This window comes from Leifsonia sp. Y878 (assembly GCF_057669685.1).
In genome coordinates this window covers 111,372-127,980 of record NZ_JBYHFS010000001.1, presented here as the reverse complement: position 1 = coordinate 127,980, position 16,609 = coordinate 111,372, and the positions used below count along the sequence as shown (strand labels likewise).

Annotated in this window: 14 protein-coding genes and 1 riboswitch; of the genes, 9 read left to right on the top strand and 5 right to left on the bottom strand. The window is 65.6% G+C overall.

The features are described 5' to 3' along the window. Positions 1-11: 11 nt before the first annotated feature. From AC25Y4_RS00540 to AC25Y4_RS00530, 3 genes are all read left to right on the top strand, one after another. Positions 12-1,529, top strand: a complete 1,518-nt coding sequence (locus tag AC25Y4_RS00540) for a dolichyl-phosphate-mannose--protein mannosyltransferase (protein ID WP_488118422.1) — start codon at positions 12-14, stop codon at positions 1,527-1,529. 157 nt (positions 1,530-1,686) lie between these two features. Then, positions 1,687-2,790, top strand: a complete 1,104-nt coding sequence (locus AC25Y4_RS00535) for a fatty acid desaturase family protein (protein WP_488118421.1) — start codon at positions 1,687-1,689, stop codon at positions 2,788-2,790. Between the two features lie 74 nt (positions 2,791-2,864). Further along, entirely contained in the window at positions 2,865-3,872 is a 1,008-nt protein-coding gene (locus AC25Y4_RS00530; protein ID WP_488118420.1) for a YeiH family protein, read from the top strand. Positions 3,873-3,880: 8 nt separating this feature from the next. Here AC25Y4_RS00530 and AC25Y4_RS00525 read toward each other — a convergent pair whose 3' ends face one another. Both AC25Y4_RS00525 and AC25Y4_RS00520 read right to left on the bottom strand, forming a co-directional pair. Continuing rightward, entirely contained in the window at positions 3,881-4,204 is a 324-nt protein-coding gene (locus AC25Y4_RS00525; protein WP_488118419.1) for a DMT family transporter, read from the bottom strand. Positions 4,205-4,214: 10 nt separating this feature from the next. Further along, positions 4,215-4,279: riboswitch (guanidine-III (ykkC-III) riboswitch) on the bottom strand. A 77-nt stretch (positions 4,280-4,356) separates the two neighbouring features. After that, positions 4,357-5,277, bottom strand: a complete 921-nt coding sequence (locus AC25Y4_RS00520; RefSeq protein WP_488118418.1) for a VOC family protein — start codon at positions 5,275-5,277, stop codon at positions 4,357-4,359. 132 nt (positions 5,278-5,409) lie between these two features. Between AC25Y4_RS00520 and AC25Y4_RS00515 the strand changes: the two genes are divergently transcribed. Both AC25Y4_RS00515 and AC25Y4_RS00510 read left to right on the top strand, forming a co-directional pair. Then, complete coding sequence (locus AC25Y4_RS00515) at positions 5,410-5,979, top strand: TetR/AcrR family transcriptional regulator (RefSeq protein ID WP_488118417.1); 570 nt, start codon at positions 5,410-5,412, stop codon at positions 5,977-5,979. 88 nt (positions 5,980-6,067) lie between these two features. Further along, complete coding sequence (locus AC25Y4_RS00510; RefSeq protein WP_488118416.1) at positions 6,068-6,763, top strand: DUF998 domain-containing protein; 696 nt, start codon at positions 6,068-6,070, stop codon at positions 6,761-6,763. Positions 6,764-6,769: 6 nt separating this feature from the next. Here the strand turns inward: AC25Y4_RS00510 and AC25Y4_RS00505 are convergent, their stop codons facing one another. Continuing rightward, positions 6,770-7,954, bottom strand: a complete 1,185-nt coding sequence (locus AC25Y4_RS00505) for an FAD-dependent oxidoreductase (protein WP_488118415.1) — start codon at positions 7,952-7,954, stop codon at positions 6,770-6,772. A 121-nt stretch (positions 7,955-8,075) separates the two neighbouring features. Here AC25Y4_RS00505 and AC25Y4_RS00500 point away from each other — a divergent pair, with 121 nt between their 5' ends. After that, positions 8,076-9,371 (top strand): O-acetylhomoserine aminocarboxypropyltransferase/cysteine synthase family protein, encoded by a 1,296-nt coding sequence (locus AC25Y4_RS00500; RefSeq protein WP_488118414.1) that lies wholly within the window; start codon positions 8,076-8,078, stop codon positions 9,369-9,371. Positions 9,372-9,376: 5 nt separating this feature from the next. Then, a complete protein-coding gene (locus AC25Y4_RS00495) occupies positions 9,377-9,949 on the top strand; it encodes a CoA-binding protein (protein ID WP_488119496.1) in 573 nt (190 codons plus the stop codon). 139 nt (positions 9,950-10,088) lie between these two features. Here the strand turns inward: AC25Y4_RS00495 and AC25Y4_RS00490 are convergent, their stop codons facing one another. Further along, positions 10,089-10,910: an ABC transporter permease gene (locus AC25Y4_RS00490; RefSeq protein WP_488118413.1), complete on the bottom strand. Its 822-nt coding sequence runs from the start codon at positions 10,908-10,910 to the stop codon at positions 10,089-10,091. Then, positions 10,907-12,040, bottom strand: a complete 1,134-nt coding sequence (locus AC25Y4_RS00485) for an ATP-binding cassette domain-containing protein (RefSeq protein ID WP_488118412.1) — start codon at positions 12,038-12,040, stop codon at positions 10,907-10,909. Before AC25Y4_RS00485 ends, AC25Y4_RS00490 begins: the two co-directional genes overlap by 4 nt. A 60-nt stretch (positions 12,041-12,100) precedes the next feature. Between AC25Y4_RS00485 and AC25Y4_RS00480 the strand changes: the two genes are divergently transcribed. Both AC25Y4_RS00480 and AC25Y4_RS00475 read left to right on the top strand, forming a co-directional pair. Next, the gene (locus AC25Y4_RS00480; RefSeq protein ID WP_488118411.1) at positions 12,101-13,090 is read left to right on the top strand and encodes a helix-turn-helix transcriptional regulator; all 990 of its coding nucleotides are present in this window, start codon (positions 12,101-12,103) and stop codon (positions 13,088-13,090) included. Between the two features lie 10 nt (positions 13,091-13,100). Further along, a complete protein-coding gene (locus AC25Y4_RS00475; protein WP_488118410.1) occupies positions 13,101-16,382 on the top strand; it encodes an ATP-binding protein in 3,282 nt (1,093 codons plus the stop codon). Positions 16,383-16,609 lie beyond the last annotated feature (227 nt).

Below are 16,609 nucleotides of genomic sequence, written 5' to 3'. Positions count from 1 at the left end.
ACGATGGTCAGGTGCTTCGAACACAACCCTGGTTCCGCTGGGCAGGCCCCCTGTTTGTGATGGTGGTCGCCTCCGTTTTGCGACTGTGGAACCTCGGGAACCCGAACACCCTCATCTTTGATGAGACCTTCTACGTGAAGGATGCCTGGACGCTCTTCAACAACGGCTACGAATCGACGTGGCCAGAGAACACGGATCCCCAGTTCGCTGCCGGCGACACCCAGATCTTCTCGACCGACCCGTCGTTCGTCGTGCATCCGCCACTCGGCAAGTGGCTCATCGCGCTCGGCATGGCGGCGTTCGGCGCCGACAACAGCTGGTCGTGGCGGATCGTCACGGCCATCATCGGCATCCTGGCCGTCGGTCTCATCATGGTGATCGCGCGCGTCCTGTTCAGCAGCACGCTGCTCGCCACCATCGCCGGCTTCCTTCTGGCCATTGACGGGCACGCCATCGTGATGTCGCGCGTCGCCCTGCTCGATAACTACGTGATGTTCTTCGCCCTGCTCGGCTTCGGCGCCGTCCTGATGGACAGGGCCTGGCATGCGAACCGACTGGCGGCCTGGCTGGCGGAGTCGCGGGAGCGCGGCGACGAACCAACGTGGGGCCCGACCCTGTGGTGGCGTCCGTGGCTGTTGGCCGCGGGACTCGCGTTCGGCCTGACGGCATCCGTGAAATGGTCTGGCCTCTACTTCCTGGCCGCATTCGGTATCTACGTTGTCGTTGTGGATGCGCTCGCCCGGCGACGCGCCGGCGTGCCGTTCTGGTTCAGTGCGGCGATCCTCAAGCAGGCACCGGCCAACTTCCTGCTCATGGTGCCCATTGCCATCGTGACCTTCCTGGTCTCGTGGACGGGCTGGTTCGTGACGAGCGGCGGCTACTACCGCAACTGGGCGGACACCGCGGGTGCAGCCTGGACCGGTGCGCTGGCCTGGGTCCCCCACTCGCTGCAGAGCTTCTGGCACTACCAGGTGGCCGCGTACACCTATCACGTCGGTTTGCAGACCCCGCATCCGTACCAGGCGAACCCGCTCACGTGGCTGTTCATGATCCGCCCGACGAGCATGTATTACCTCGGTACGACGCGCGGCCAGGATGGCTGCGAATTCGACAGCTGTTCGGCAGCGATCACCTCCGTCGGCAACCCGATCATTTGGTGGGCGGCTACCGCGGCGATCCTGTATCTCGTGTACCGCCTGGCGCGCTATCGGGAATGGCGAGTTGGCCTCATTCTGATGGGAATGGTCGCCGGGTACGTGCCATGGCTCATGTACCTGCACCGCACGGTTTTCCAGTTCTACACGATCGCCTTCGAGCCGTACATGCTCCTCGGCCTCACATTCGTCATTGGGTTGATCCTCGGCAAACGCACAGACACGCCGGATCGGCTGGCGGCGGGTCGTCGCCTCGTGGTGGTCTTCCTCGTGGTTGCCACTCTGGTCACCGCCTTCTTCTTCCCCATCTGGACAGGGATGCAGACGCCTTTCCTGTTCTGGCAGCTCCATATTTGGCTGCCAACCTGGCGATAGCCATAAGTGCATACATTCCATTTCGGGAATATTTCGGCTGTGAAACAGATGGGAATCGCCGCGCTATGAGGAGGATTTCCCCCTAGTATGGCGAGTATCTGCACCACGAGTAATCGCTCAATTTTCGACTGAGAAGTCACGGAATCCGGAGGCCTCGATGTCGGAAGTTTCGTCTGCCGCCCCCATTGTTCGAATCGTCAAAACGCGCCCAGGCGGCGACCGAAAGAACCCCACCAGCGAGTACTCATCGCTGCTGAACACGGTCCGCAACCTCGGTCTGCTCCAGCGTCGCACCGGCTTCTACTGGATGATGTTCGCCATCCTGGTCGTCGCACTCGGTGGCGCCGTCGCCGGCTTCGTCCTGCTTGGGGAGTCGTGGTACCAGCTCCTCATCGCCGGCGCGCTCGGGATCATCCTGACCCAGTTCGCGTTCCTGGCACACGAGGCATCGCACCGCGCAGTCTTTGAGTCCGGCAAGGCCAACGACCGTGCAGGTCGCATCCTCGCAAACCTGTTCGTCGGCATCAGCTATTCCTGGTGGATGACGAAGCACAGCCGTCACCACGCCAACCCGAACGTCATCGGCAAGGACCCTGACATCGAGGTTGACGTCATCCGCTTCACGGAGGAAGACGCCTCGAAGGTCAACCGGATGACCGCCCTGATCACGCGCAAGCAGGGCTACCTGTTCTTCCCACTGCTCATGCTCGAGGGCCTCAACCTGCACGCCCACGGTTTCCGCACCGTCTTCGGCCGTGGCAAGGTCGACAAGCGCTGGGTCGAGATCACCATGCTGACCGCTCGCATTGTGCTCTACGTCGCCGCGATCTTCTACTTCCTGCCGCTCGGCATGGCATTCGCCTTCATCGGCGTGCAGCTTGCCGTGTTCGGCGTCTACATGGGAGCGTCGTTTGCCCCCAACCACAAGGGCATGCCTCAGCTTCCGCACGACAGCAAGGTCGACTTCCTGCGCCGCCAGGTTCTCACCTCGCGCAACATTCGTGGCGGCACGTTCATGGACACCTTCATGGGCGGGCTCAACTACCAGGTCGAGCACCACCTGTTCCCGAACATGGCTCGCCCGAACCTCCGCAAGGCGCAGGAAATCACCAAGGAATACTGCCAGTCGCACAACATCCTGTACACGGAGACGACGCTTTTCGAGTCGTACGGCATCGTCGTCGAGTACCTGAACCGGGTGGGCCTCGCAGCCCGCGACCCGTTCGACTGCCCCATGGTGCGGAGCTTCCGCACGCACTAGCGGCCAGGAAGCACGCCGCGCGCCACACCTCGCTCGCGCAGGAAGCCACACGACGACACCGTAAGGTGGAAGTCATGTGGCTTCCTGGCGTTGGTGTCGCGGCCGGAGCTGCACTCGTCGCCTGGGGAATCCACCTGCTCTTTCCTGCTGTACCGCTGCTGACGGCCGCGGTGGCTCTCGGCATCATCGTCGCCCAGATCCCGGCGGCTCGGCCCGCCGTGACGGGCGTGCTGGCTCCCGGCCTCTCACTGGCTTCCAAGCGCATGATGAGAATCGGCATCGTGCTGCTCGGGCTAAAGCTCAGCCTCTTCGACATCGCCAGCCTGGGCTGGGTGGCTGTCGCCACCACCATTGCCATCGTGCTCATCACCTTCGCAGGCACCTACGGGCTCGGCCGCTGGTTCGCTCTCCCCGGGCATCAGCCGCTGCTCATCGCCACCGGCTTCTCCATCTGCGGCGCGTCAGCAATCGGCGCTATGAGCGGCGTCGTGAAGGCAAAGGATGAGGAGACCGCCACGCCGGTCGCCCTCGTCACCCTGTGCGGCACGCTGGCGATCGGCGTGCTGCCGCTGCTCTGGCATCCGCTCGGCCTGAGCACACTGCAATTCGGCCACTGGGTCGGGGCCGGCGTGCACGACGTCGGCCAGGTCGTTGCCACTGCCCAGATCGCCGGGTCTGCGGCGCTGGCCGTCGCAATCGTCGTCAAGCTCACCCGCGTGCTGATGCTGGCGCCGATCGTGGCTGTGGCATCCGTCGTCGAACGTCGGAAGCATGCTGTGCTGGTGGGCAACGGCACCATCACTGCAGCGGATGCGGCGCCGACGCGTCCGCCGATCGTGCCGCTGTTCGTGGCCGGCTTCATCGCCGCCGTGCTCGTACGCACCCTGCTTCCGGTGCCGGAGATTGTATTGGACGCGGCCGATACCCTGCAGACCGCGCTGCTCGCGATGGCGTTGTTCGGCCTTGGCTCTGCGGTACGTCTCGGCTCGTTGGTGCGCACCGGTTGGCGCGCGTTGCTGGTCGGCCTGCTCTCGTGGGCCATAATCGCGGCGCTCGCCTATGGTGCGGTGCAGCTGGGCTGACAGTTGCTTCAGTGGCCGCCGTCGACCAGCTTCAGGCCGATGACGCAGCCGATCAGGCCCAGGATCAGCAGCACCTTGATGAGTGAGGCCGGTTCGCCGCCGAAGATCATGGCGTAGGTCACGGTGAGCGCTGCGCCGATTCCCACCCAGACGCCATAGGCGGTGCCGGTGGAGATATCGCGCATGGCCCAGGCGAGTCCGCCCATGCTGGCGACGAGCGCCACACCGAAGATGACGGATGGCCAAAGCTTGGTGAAGCCGTCGGATTTACCGAGGGCTGTTGCCCAGACGGCTTCGAGCACGCCGGACACAATAAGGATGATCCACGACATTAGTCACTCCCGTGGCCAGTCTTGTCGCGTTCCGGGTACTGATCCGTCGTCCGGGGTCGCGGCTGCGCGACCTGTGTCCAGAGTAGCGGGAGGGGCTGTGCAGGCACTGTGCAGTATGAGGGCACTGTGCAGTATGAGGGCACTGTGCAGTGCTAGCTGGGTTCCTCCGGCCGGCGGAACTGACTGATGGTGAATTCGGCGCCCTGCGGGTCGCGGATATCGGCGAGCAATGCCCACACCTGATCTTCGGTGCCGAGCACCGTGCCACCCAATTCTCGGACAAGATCGAGGCTCGCTGCCCGGTCGGCAACGCTGAACTTCACCCGCCAGTGCGCGTTCTCTGCGCCTGCAGTCGCGCCGGCAGCACCAGCGTCTGGCACCTGCTCGATCGCACCGATGACATCGGCGAATCCCGCCGGCGCCCCCACCTGGCGTTCAAAGATCTCAGGGTCGGATGTCGCTGCGAGGTACTCGCCGTAGCCATCGACCGCGATCATTGCCTCGACCGTCTGGCCGAAGTCGAGGTAGGTCCAGCCGAAGACCGTCGTGTAGAACGCCTTGGCGGCGTGCTCGTCTGTGGTGCGCAGGTCGCTGAAGTTCCACGAACCAGGCCCGTTGACCGCCTGCGCGCCGAGGCGACGGTTCGCCTGCCACAGCCGAAACTGAGCGCCCTGCGGATCGGCGCAGAGTGCCATGCGGCCCGCCTGGGCGACGTCCTCCGGGCCGTGCAGCACCGTGCCGCCCGCGGCTGTGATCGCGACCGCTGTCTCCTCTGCGTCATCGGTGGCGATGTAGGTGTTCCAGACTGCGACGCCAACGCCCGTCGCGATGGCTGCGGCGTCCGTGCCGTCATGCTGCGCGATGAGGTAGACGGACTGGGCTGCTGGCGGCATCGCGTTCGAGAATGTCCAACCGAACAGGGCGCCGTAGAACCGCGCTGCTGCATCAGGGTCTGGTTGATCGGTGTCGATCCAGGAGGTGACCCCTGGCGGGTAGGTACGTGGAGGGATCTCGGTCATCGGCTTTCCCCTGTCGAACGTCATCTCTTGAACGTCGTCCTTGTCGTTGGTCACGATCAGGGTAGCGCTGGCCGCCGACAGGAGACAGGGGTCGGGTGGGCTGTGGAGCTCGACGAGGCAGGTGACGTCTGGGTCTGTTTCGAGATCCGTTTGACACAACCGGGTAGTTAGTGTTCAATCAGTCACATGGCTTCAACGCAGGCATCTGGCAGCGGTCGATCTACCGCGGAGGAGCAACGACCCCGGATCCTGGGGCATGCCGTCCATGTCTTCGCCAAAGCCGGCTACCACTCCACGCCGATCACCGACGTCGCCGCCGAAGCAAAAGTATCTCCCGCCTACGTCTTCCGCCTCTTCGGCGGCAAACAAGAACTGTTCATCGATGCCATCGACAGTTGCTACGACCAGGTCGCCGCAGCCCTTCAAGCTGGGGGAAAGAACACCTCCTCGACGAACCCAGCAGACGTTGCCGAAGCGATGACGGCGGCGTACATCGAATTGATCGCCGACCGGGATCTCATCGCCCTACAGGTGCACGCACAAAGCGCGTGCGACATCCCCGAGGTCCGAGACGCCGTCCAACGCGGCCTTGCCACCGTCACCCACGTCGTCGCAGCCATCCCGGGCATCACCGACGCCGACGTGCAACGATTCATCGCCTACGGGCAGCTCTGCCACCTCATCGTCCAGGCCGACCTCACCGGCATCGACTCACCGTGGGCCAAAGCACTCACGCACGGCATCCGACACCTCTAAACCCCAGCCCCCTTTCAGTCATCCTTCAACACCCCGTCTCATCCCAAATTGTGATTGTTCAGTCAGTCACTCAAGGAAAAAGGTTCTCATGAACGTCCTCCGTGTTGTTTCCGCCGGCGCTTTACTCGTCGGTTCGGCCATATATCTCGCGGCCGAAGCCATCGCCGCAGCTGCCTGGAAGTCGCCGACGTACAGTTACGCCCAGAACTGGATCAGCGACCTCGGATCCGCCTCGAAAGGCGTCTTCCAAGGGCGGGAACTGGATTCGCCGCTGCACGCGGTCATGAACGCGGGCTTCATCATCCAGGGGCTTCTGCTGGGTCTGGCTATTGTGCTGCTGTCTCGTACGGTGTCCGGTCGCTCTCGCCGATTCACCGCCGTCATGGCGGGCGTCGTCACTCTCGGGTACGTTCTGGTCGGCACCTTCCATGGCTCCCTACAGGCACAGCAGAACGGCACCCTGTGGCTACATTTCACCGGCGCCACCCTTGCAATCCTCGGAGCGAACACGCTGGCGCTCGTCCTCGGGCTGCACTGGCGGAAAACTCCGGACACCCGGACCCTCGGTGTCCTCAGCATCATCGCCGGTGTAGTCGGGCTGGTGGCGACTGTGGTGTTGTTGTCCACGTTCAACTCCGCCCTGCCCTCCGGTGCGATTGAACGGGGCTCGGTCTACCCGATCGTCCTCTGGGAAGTGCTCGTCGCGGTCACCCTCCTGCGCCGGCCCATCGCCGCGTCAACGCGGGCGGCTGCCAGCGCCGGGATTGTGCCAGCGCGCGCCTGACCCAGCTCAGCGCGACAGCGCGAAGATCGAGAGGTCGAGGTTGGCGCCGGCGGAAGCGGGTGGCGCGGCATCCGTTGCCAGGTCGGCCAGGATACGCCCGACGGACGGGGTGAACTTGAAGCCGTGGCCGCTGAAGCCCGCACCGACCACGACAGGGCCGACACGATCGAGGATGAAGTTCTCGTCTGCGGTCGTGGTGTACGTGCAGCTCACGGGTTCGAGCACATCGGCGTCGGCGCCAGGCAGCCAGTCGCGCACATAACGCTGCAATGCCGCGAGTTGGGCGGGCTCAGGCAGGAAGGTGCGCGCATCGGGGTCGGCGACAGGGCCGACACCGTGCCAGCCCGCTTTGACGCCCTGGCCAGGCGTGTACATGCCATACACCGCTGAGTACCAGTAGCCGGGGTTCGACGGGTCGATGGCGTGATTGAAACCTGGCCAGTCGAGGGCGGCGCGCGCGGCGGCATCCGCTGACTGATCGCGAAGGGCGAAGTGCGCCGGCTGCTCCTGCGTGACGACGAGGCGCGGCAACGGAATGCCGCCGAGCAGGTTCTCACCAAGCAACTTGTTCGTCCAGGCGCCGGCCGTGACGACGACGCGCTTGGCGACGATCGTCTCTGGCGCGGCACCATCCGTGCCCTCGACCGTCACGCGCACCTCGTCATCGCCGAGCACCTCGATGCTGAGCACGCGGGCATCGTGGCGCACGTCGGCACCATTTGCGCGCGCTGCCTGCTGCATGGCCGCCACGGCGGCGTCGGCGTTCAGGCGGCCGGCATCCGGCGTGTAGAGCACCCGACCATCGAAGCGGATGCCTGGCCAGCGCTCCTCCGCAGCATCCGGCGTGAGAAATTCAGCTCCAAAGCCGATCCCGGCGAGCGCCTCCGCCACATCATCGAACGCGGGGTTGCGGCCGTGGTTCACGATGCCGACCTGGTCAAAGACGTGCGAGCCGGTCTCCGCTTCAAGGTCGCGCCAGAGCGGCAGTGCCTCAGCGAGCATCGCGACGTAGCTGGGGTCGGCATAGGCCGTGTTGAAGTTTCGCGAGGCGCCGTGCGAGGCGCCGTTCAGGTGTCCTGGCCCGAATCGCTCGAGCAGCGTGACGGATCGCCCGCGCCTGGCGAGCTGCCACGCTGTTGCGGAGCCCATGGCTCCCCCACCGACGACGACCGTTTCCACCTGTGTGACCATGCTCTCCATATTGCCGTACCCCGCGCATCCGCTTGACACTGGCTACCCCAGGGTCGCGGCGGATTGCACTCTGTTACACGCTCGCCGCCCGGCTGCGGCGTGGCAGCACTAGCGTGAGGCCATGGCAGATCGCGAGTACGGCTTCACCACGCGTGCAATTCACGCTGGCAACATTCCAGACCCGGTAACCGGAGCCCGCGCGCTGCCGATTTACCAAACGAGTGCATACGTCTTTGACGACACAGCGGATGCCGCGGCGCGCTTCGCCCTGCAGAAGTACGGCAACGTGTACTCGCGGCTGGCCAACCCGACGGTGGCAGCGTTCGAGGAGCGCATCGCCAGTCTGGAGGGCGGACTCGGCGCCGTCGCGACGGCCAGCGGACTCTCTGCGCAGTACATCACCTTCGCCAGCCTCGTCGGCACTGGGGACCACATCGTCTCCTCGGCGAACCTCTACGGCGGGTCGATCACCCAGCTCGACGTGACGCTCCGCCGCTTCGGTGTCGACACCACGTTCGTGCAGGGCTCTGACCCGGCCGACTACGCCGCGGCGATCACCGACAAGACGAAGTTGATCTTCGCCGAGACGGTGGCGAACCCGTCTGGCGATGTCGCTGACATCGAGGGCCTGGCCGCTGTCGCCCATGCGGCCGGCATCCCCCTCATCATCGACTCCACCGTCGCCACCCCGTACCTCACCCGGCCCATCGAGTGGGGCGCAGACATCGTCATCCACTCGGCCACGAAGTTCCTCGGCGGGCACGGCACGACGCTCGGTGGCGTCGTCGTCGAGAGCGGCCGTTTCAACTGGCACAGCGACAAATTCCCACTGTTCGGCGAGCCGGTGCCCAGCTATGGCGGCCTGCAGTGGTCTGGCAACTTCGGCGAGTACGCCTTCCTCACGCGCCTCCGCGCTGAGCAGCTGCGCGACATCGGCCCTTCGCTGGCCCCGCACTCCGCCTTCCTGCTCGCGCAGGGCGTCGAGACGCTGCCATACCGGATGCAGGCACACGTCAACAACGCACGCATCGTCGCAGAGTGGCTGGATGCCGACCCGCGCGTCGACTACGTCAACTGGGCCGGCCTGCCGACCCACCCGCACTATGAACGCGGGCTCAAGTACCTGCCGAAGGGACCTGGCTCTGTCTTCAGCTTCGGCGTGAAGGGTGGCAGGGATGCCGGCCGCACCTTCATCGAATCCCTCAACCTGGCCAGCCACCTCGCCAACATCGGCGATGCGAAGACCCTCGTTATCCACCCCGCGTCGACGACGCACGCGCAGCTGAGCGAGCAGCAGCTCATCGACGCCGGAGTGCTGCCGGGGCTCGTGCGTTTGAGCGTGGGCATCGAAGATGTCGACGACATCATCTACGATCTGGATCAGGGGCTTGCGAAGGCAGCGGGAGGCACCAAATGAGCGTGATAGAGACTGCAGAATCCCAGACCGTCCAGCTGGCCAATGGCTTGAGTTGTGACGTTCCGGCCGATTCGCCGCTGGCCAAGCTGCTGCGCTCCCAGCGCACCTGGGTCGGTCCTGATGCGAAGGCCCGCCTGAAGCTGCTCCGCGAGGCGAAGTCGGTGGCCATCGTGGGCGCCTCGCCGAATCCGGCCCGCTCCAGCTACTTCGTCGGCACCTACCTGCAGCAGTCGAGCGACTACCGGGTGTACTTCGTCAACCCGAACGCCGAGACCATCCTCGGCGAGAAGGCGTACCCAGACCTCGCCTCGTTGCCCGAAGTGCCCGACATCGTGGATGTCTTCCGCCGCGGCAGCGACATCCCCGCCGTCATCGACGATGTCGTGGCCATCGGCGCCCCCACCATCTGGGTGCAGCTGGGAATCTGGAACCAGGATGCCGCCGAGTACGGCGAGTCCAAGGGGCTGAACGTGGTCATGGACCGCTGCATCAAGATCGAACACGCCCGGTTCAACGGCGGGCTGCACCTGCTCGGCTTCGACACCGGGCAGATCACGGCGCGGAAGACGATCCGCTAGCGACCCCGCTGATCGAGGAACGAGCGCCAGCGAGTGTCTCGAAATCCCGCGAGCCGATCTCTGACATCGTGCGTCAGGAGACCGGCCTGCAGGGGTTTCGAGACGGCCTGGCGGCCTCCTCAACCAACGGTGTGGCGCACTACGCCCTGCGCATTCCTCTGATGCCCACCCAGAGGCCGAGGATCGCCGTGATGATCGCTGCCACGAATCCACCAGCCACCGCTGCCGTGGCCAGGTCGCCGGCGAACAGGTCGCGTTCGGCCTGCACGACATAGCTCAGCGGGTTCACGGAGGCGACCAACTTCATCCAGGCCGGACCGTTCTCCAGCGGCAGCAGCATGCCGGAGAGAATCATCAACGGGAAGATGACCGTCTGGTGGATGACCCAGAACATCCAGTCACGCGAGCGGCACGCCAGCGCCACCGCGTAGCTCAATGCGCCGAAGCCGATGCCGAAGATCGCCAACAGGATGAAGCCGATGAGCAGCCCCGGCACGCTCACCGTGAAGCCAAACGGCAACGACACCAGGCAGATCAGCAGCCCCTGCACGGTGAGCGGCACCACTTCTTTCAGGGCGCGACCGATGAGCAAAGAGCTCCGCGACAGCGGTGCGACGAGGGTGCGTTCGTGCGACCCCGTCTGCATCTCGGCCAGCAGGTTGGCGCCGGTGCTCGCCGTTCCGAACAGGGCAACCATGACCAGGATGCCCGGCACGAACCACTGCAGGGTCTCCCCGGCCGGCAAGCCTGACGATGCGACGAGCAGTGGCCCGAACAGGCCGAGGAACACCAATGGCTGGACGAGGCTGAACAGCGCGCTGAACGGGTCACGCCAGACGGGACGCAGTTCCCGCACGAGCACGTTCCAGGTGTCGACCGCGACGTTGCTGCGAGCGGCAGCGGCAGCGGCAGCGGTGTCGGCCGTGCGCCGGCCAGGCGTGGTGTCGGTGATGGTGCTCATGAGCGTGCCTCCTGTGGTGTCTTTGATGTGCTGGTTTCTGAGCGGGTCTGGCTGCTCCGGCTGTCATCGCTGCTCCGGCTGTCATCGCTGCTCCGGCTGTCATCGCTGCTCCGGCTGTCATCGCTGCTCTGGCTGTCATCGCTGCTCTGGCCATCCGCTCCCTGGGCGGCGTGCCCCTCCTCGCGGAGGCTGCGCCCGGTTAGCGCGAGGAACACGTCGTCGAGCGTCGGCTGCCGATGGGTCACGCCCACGAGTGGGATCTTCGCGGTGTCGAGCGCACGCACGAGGCGCGGCACCTCCCTATCGCCGTGCTGCGCAGCCACCGTGACAACGGTGCCCGCGACCTGTCCGCCGATCTGCGTGGCCGCGGTGGCGGCATCCGCTGGAGTAGTGAAGCTCAGGGTGATGGTGTCGCTGGCGACGTTTGCCTTCAGCGCCGGGGCTGTGTCGTCGGCGATGACGGTGCCGTTGTCCATGACCATGACGCGTTCGGCCAGCTGGTCGGCCTCATCGAGGTAGTGCGTGGTGAGGAAGATTGTGGTGCCGAACCGGTCGCGCAGGTCGGTGATGTGCTGCCAGAGATTGGCCCTGCTCTGCGGGTCGAGGCCGGTCGACGGTTCGTCGAGGAAGAGCAGCTCTGGCCGGTGGATGAGGCCGAGCGCGATATCGACGCGTCGCTTCTGGCCGCCAGACAGCGACTGCACCTGGCGAGTGGCGATGGCCTCGAGGTCGAGGGAGCCAATGAGCTCATCGGCCCGCGCCCTGGTCTCTGCGCGCCCGATTCCATAGAAGGCACCCTGGCTCAGGAGCTCGTCGCGCACCCGCTGGGTGTGGCCGCCCGACGCGCCCTGTCCGACGTAGCCGATGCGCCTGCGCACGCCGGCCGGGTTCTGACGGATGTCGCAGCCAACCACTGTCGCCTCCCCCGCCGTCGCCGCAAGCAGCGTGGTCAGCAGGCGAATCGTGGTGGATTTGCCGGCACCGTTCGGTCCGAGAAATGCAACGAGTTCGCCGCGCTGGACGTCGAGGTCGAGGGAATGCACAGCGTTGACCGTGGCCCCTTTTACCGCGAACGACTTGCCGAGGCCTCGTGCCCTGATCAATGGTGATGAGCTGGTGTGAGTAGTCATAGCGACAGACTAAAAACGCTATAGGACACCTCTTGTCCTAATAATCGAGATACTGGGAACATGTCCGATACGACGTCGCGCGCCCTCGATCTGCTGTCGCTGCTGCAGAGCCACCGGCATTGGTCATGCAGCGAATTGGCCGATCGACTCAGCGTCACAGAGCGCACCGTGCGCCGCGATATCGACCGCCTGCGTGAGCTGGGCTACCAGATCGATGCCGCCCGCGGCCCCATCGGCGGGTATCGACTGGGAGCGGGCACCGGGATGCCGCCCCTGCTCCTCACCGACGACGAGGGCGTGGCCATCGCGATCGGACTCCGGTCGCAGGCAACGGCCACCCTCCGCGGCGCCGAACACACCACGCTGAGTGCGCTGGCCAAGCTCGAGCAGGTGCTCCCGCCTGCCCTGAAGCGGCGCATCGACGCCCTGCAGTCGCACGCAACGCTCACGCCATCGCCCGCGCCGGGGCCGATCGTCGACGCCGACTTGCTGGCCCAACTCGCGCTGAGCTGCCGCGACGGCGAGCGCCTGCGCTTCGCCTACACGGATGCCACAGGTGCCGAGACCGTGCGAAGCACCGAACCGCACATGCTCGTGCCGCAGGGCCGCCGGTGGTACCTCGTCGCCTGGGACAGGGATCGGGCCAACTGGCGCACCTTCCGCATTGACCGGATCAGCAGGCTGTTACAGACGCGGGTGCTCTTCCCGGTGCGCGACCTCAGCGCTGCGGGCGCCGCCGCGCTGGTTGCCGCTGCGGTGAGCTGGCGCGAGACGTCATACCAGCTCACCATCACACTGCGGATGCCGCTGGCCGAGGCCCGCGCGACCCTGGGCTGGTGGGGTCGAGACACCGTCGCGCAGGACGCCGACCACACGCTCTGGCCGCTCACCGGGGACTCCCCTGCCGCACTGGCCGGCGCCTTGCTGTGGATACCCGCCGGGGTGGAGTACACCGTGGGCGGTTCGCCTGAGGTGCTGGATTTCATCCGTCTGCAGCTCGGGCGGATTGCTGCCGCGCTGCCCACGGGTGCCGATGGCAGGGCTCGCTAGGATCAGCAGAGTGGATTCTTCTGACGAGGCGCACGTTCGGGTCGCGATTCTCGGCCCCGTCCTGGTCGAAGATCGTCGCGGTGTGCTCGTTCCCCCTCATGGCGCGCGCAGCAGTGCCCTTGTGCAGGCGCTCGCGCTCTCTCGCACGCATGCTCTCTCCAGTGCGGCCCTGATCGATGAGCTGTGGGCAGACGAAGCGCCTGTCAACGCGCGGGCTGCCCTGCAGACACTTGTCTCGCGGCTGCGCGCTGTGGCCGCAGAGGGCCTGATCGTCTCGACCGAGAATGGCTATCGCTTGGCTGTTCCCCCAGGCGCCATCGACCTTGACCTCGCTCGTGCACGCCGCGACCGCGCTGATTCGCTGACATCCGCTGACCCGACCGGCGCCCTAATGCTGGTCGAGCAGGCTCTCGCACTGTGGCGCGCAGAGCCGAGCGGCATGTCGACACCCGTACTCGACCTCCATCGCTCACTCACTCGCGCGCGCGCTTCGCTCCTTGCCGCGCTCGGCAACGACAATGCATCCCTCGCCGTCTGGAATGTCCTGTCAGAGGATTCCCCCTTCGACGAAAGCGTTACCCACGAGCGGATGCGCGCGCTCGCCAGACTCGGACGCCCTGGCGATGCGCTGCGTGCGTTCAGCGAATTCCGGTCCCGGCTGCGTGACGAACTCGGCAGCTCCCCCACAGCCGCACTGGTGTCGCTCAATACGCGCTTGCTGAAGGACGACGGTGACGTCGCGACGCAGGAACCTTCGCCAGCGTCAGTCCCGATACACGAAGCGCCGACACCCCAGGTACCGACACCCCAGGTATTGATCGGGCTCCGCAACCCGCCGAACCAGCTTGTCGGACGCGAGGGGGACATCCGTCTTATCGAGGTCGCACTCAAGGATTCACGACTCGTCACGATTCTGGGCGCTGGCGGACTCGGCAAGACTCGGCTCGCTCAGGAGCTGGCGCGCAGATCGTCGGCCTCTGCTGTGATCGTCGTCGAGTTGGCGAGCATCGGCACCGACGACGACGTCACCTTGGCACTTGCCTCCACGCTCGGGATCAGTGAGCGGGTGCCAGGACAGCGGCTCGCGGATGCCCCCATGAACGATCTTCGTTCGCTCATTCTGCGGCAGCTCAGCGAACGCGACACCCTGCTTGTCGTCGACAACTGTGAGCATGTCATCGATGGCGCCGCACGCTGGGTGGCTGACATCCTGGCGAGCACGTCAACAGTGCACGTGATCGCGACCAGCCGCAGCCCGCTTGCCATCGGCAGCGAACGGGTCTATCCGCTGGAGCCGCTCGCCAGCAGCGCAGAAGGCACGGATGACGCCTCGAGTCTGGGCCCTGCCGTGCGCCTGTTTTGCGAGCGCGCCCGCGCAGCTCGCCCTGGCGTCGCCCTTCCCCTCGACACCATCGCGCGGCTCTGCACCCGCCTCGATGGCCTGCCTCTCGCCATCGAGTTGGCCGCTGCCCGGGCACGGTCCATGTCGGTCGAAGAAATCGAACGCCGCCTTGAGGACCGGTTCGCGCTCCTCGTCGGCGGCGACCGTGCTGCGGCAGAGCGTCATCGCACCCTGCAGGCGGTCATCGAATGGAGTTGGAACCTGCTCTCCCCCGGGGAACAGGCGGCTCTCCGGCGGCTCTCGCTGTTTCCAGACGGTTTCGGCGAAGCGGCTGCTCGCCGCGTCGCGCTGCTCGGCACTCTGCCCGACAGCCCCGCCGCCATTCTCGACATCCTTGATGCGCTGGTGACACAATCGCTGCTGGGGGTGTACGAAGACCAAACGACCGGGCAGCTCCGCTATCGGATGCTGGAGACGGTACGGGAATTCGGTCTACGCGAACTCGGTCGGTCCGGTGAAGAACAGGCAGCACAGCTGGCAATCTTCGACTGGGCGGAGTCGTTCTCGCTCGCCGCATTCCCTCGACTGGATGGCCACACTCAGCTGGAACAGTACGTGCAGATTCGCATCGAGCATGACTCGCTGCTCTGGACACTGCGGCAATCGGTTGCCGCAGGTCGGCCGGATGTCGTGGCGAGCGTGTTCGCCGTGATCGGGTTCTACTGGAATATACGCGGGACGCACAGTGAAGTCGCGGCATTCGCCCCGAGTGTGCTGCGTGTCATGCGCGGCTACGAACCGGATGCCGTCCACGCGGAGTCAACACTGGCCTCCGCACTTCTTGTCAGCACCATTCTGCTGTTCGACAGCAGCCGCATTCGTAACGCCGCCGTCGCCATTAGCGCGCTGCGGAAGCTGGCGGCCCGTGGACATCCGGTCTCTCCGAGGCTTGGCGCTCTTGCCCGATTCCTGTTGCACAGCTCCAACCGACAGAGTGCCGATGCCGAACTCGCCGCGATGCAGCGCTCCAGCGATCCATCGACCACCCTGATCGGCCACCTGATCGGCGTCCAGCTCGCGGAGAATGACGGCGATCTGGAGCTGGCCCAACGACTCGGCGCCAGAGCCTGGCAGGTGGCGACGGAGCGAGGCGATGTCTGGATCGCATCCACGTCGGCGATGCTGATGGGGCAACTCGCAAGCCAGAACAACCAGCCGACGGATGCCCTCAGCTGGATTGATCGCGCGACTGCGGGTCTGGGTGCGCTCGGCGCTGACGAAGACGTCAGGCAACTGCTGTGGATCAAGGGCACCAATCTCATTTCGATCGGCAAGCTCGACGAGGCCAGGGCCGTCTTCGACGGATTCAGCAGCAACGCCTCCCCGACGCCTAATGGACTGGACGTTCGCTCGGTGACGATGGCGGGGCACGCCGAGATCGCCAGGGCACTCGGCCGCTTCGATGAGGGAGCCGAGTTGTACGACACGGCGGTTCAGATGCATGTCACCGGCCGGGAGCGCACATCGCCGTGGTTCACCATGCTGTTGGCCGGTCTGATCACTGCCTGGGTGGGCGATGGCACGGGCGAACCGGAGAAGATCGCGGCACTCGCCAGGGTGCTGCGCGCCCGCACGCTCGGCGCGCAGAGGGCCAGGCCCGGGTTGGTCGACAAGCCCGTGCTTGGCACCGCGGCGATTGGCTACGCCGTCTGGGCTTTGACGGTGCCGGCCATGGCCGAGATCGGACTGGAGCTGCTCGTACTGGCCGAGGCCATTCATGGCAGGCAAGACCTGCCCGTGCTGCATCTGGATGCCCACATTACCCGGGCATCAGCACAGCATTCGGCGGAACGGATTGCAGACCTGCGGGCAGCCGCTGCCGCGCTCTCGCTCGATGAGCGCGCCCACCGCGCGCACGACTTGTTGGCCCGTCCTGTGCTTCTGGGGTGAGGCGGCGCAGCCCCAACCTGTAGCGAATACAGGATGAATCGAGCAGATGTCACCGAATACAGGACGGATCGCGCTCTCTGCGGCAACGTTTCCGGTTTTCGCGACATCGCGAACCAGGTGCCCAACCCGCAACGCGTACGCAGCCCGCCTCTCCAGGACGGAGAGGCGGGCTCGGCTTGGGTGCGGCTCACGGGAAGCGATTGGGTATCGCAGGATTCCTGAGTGAG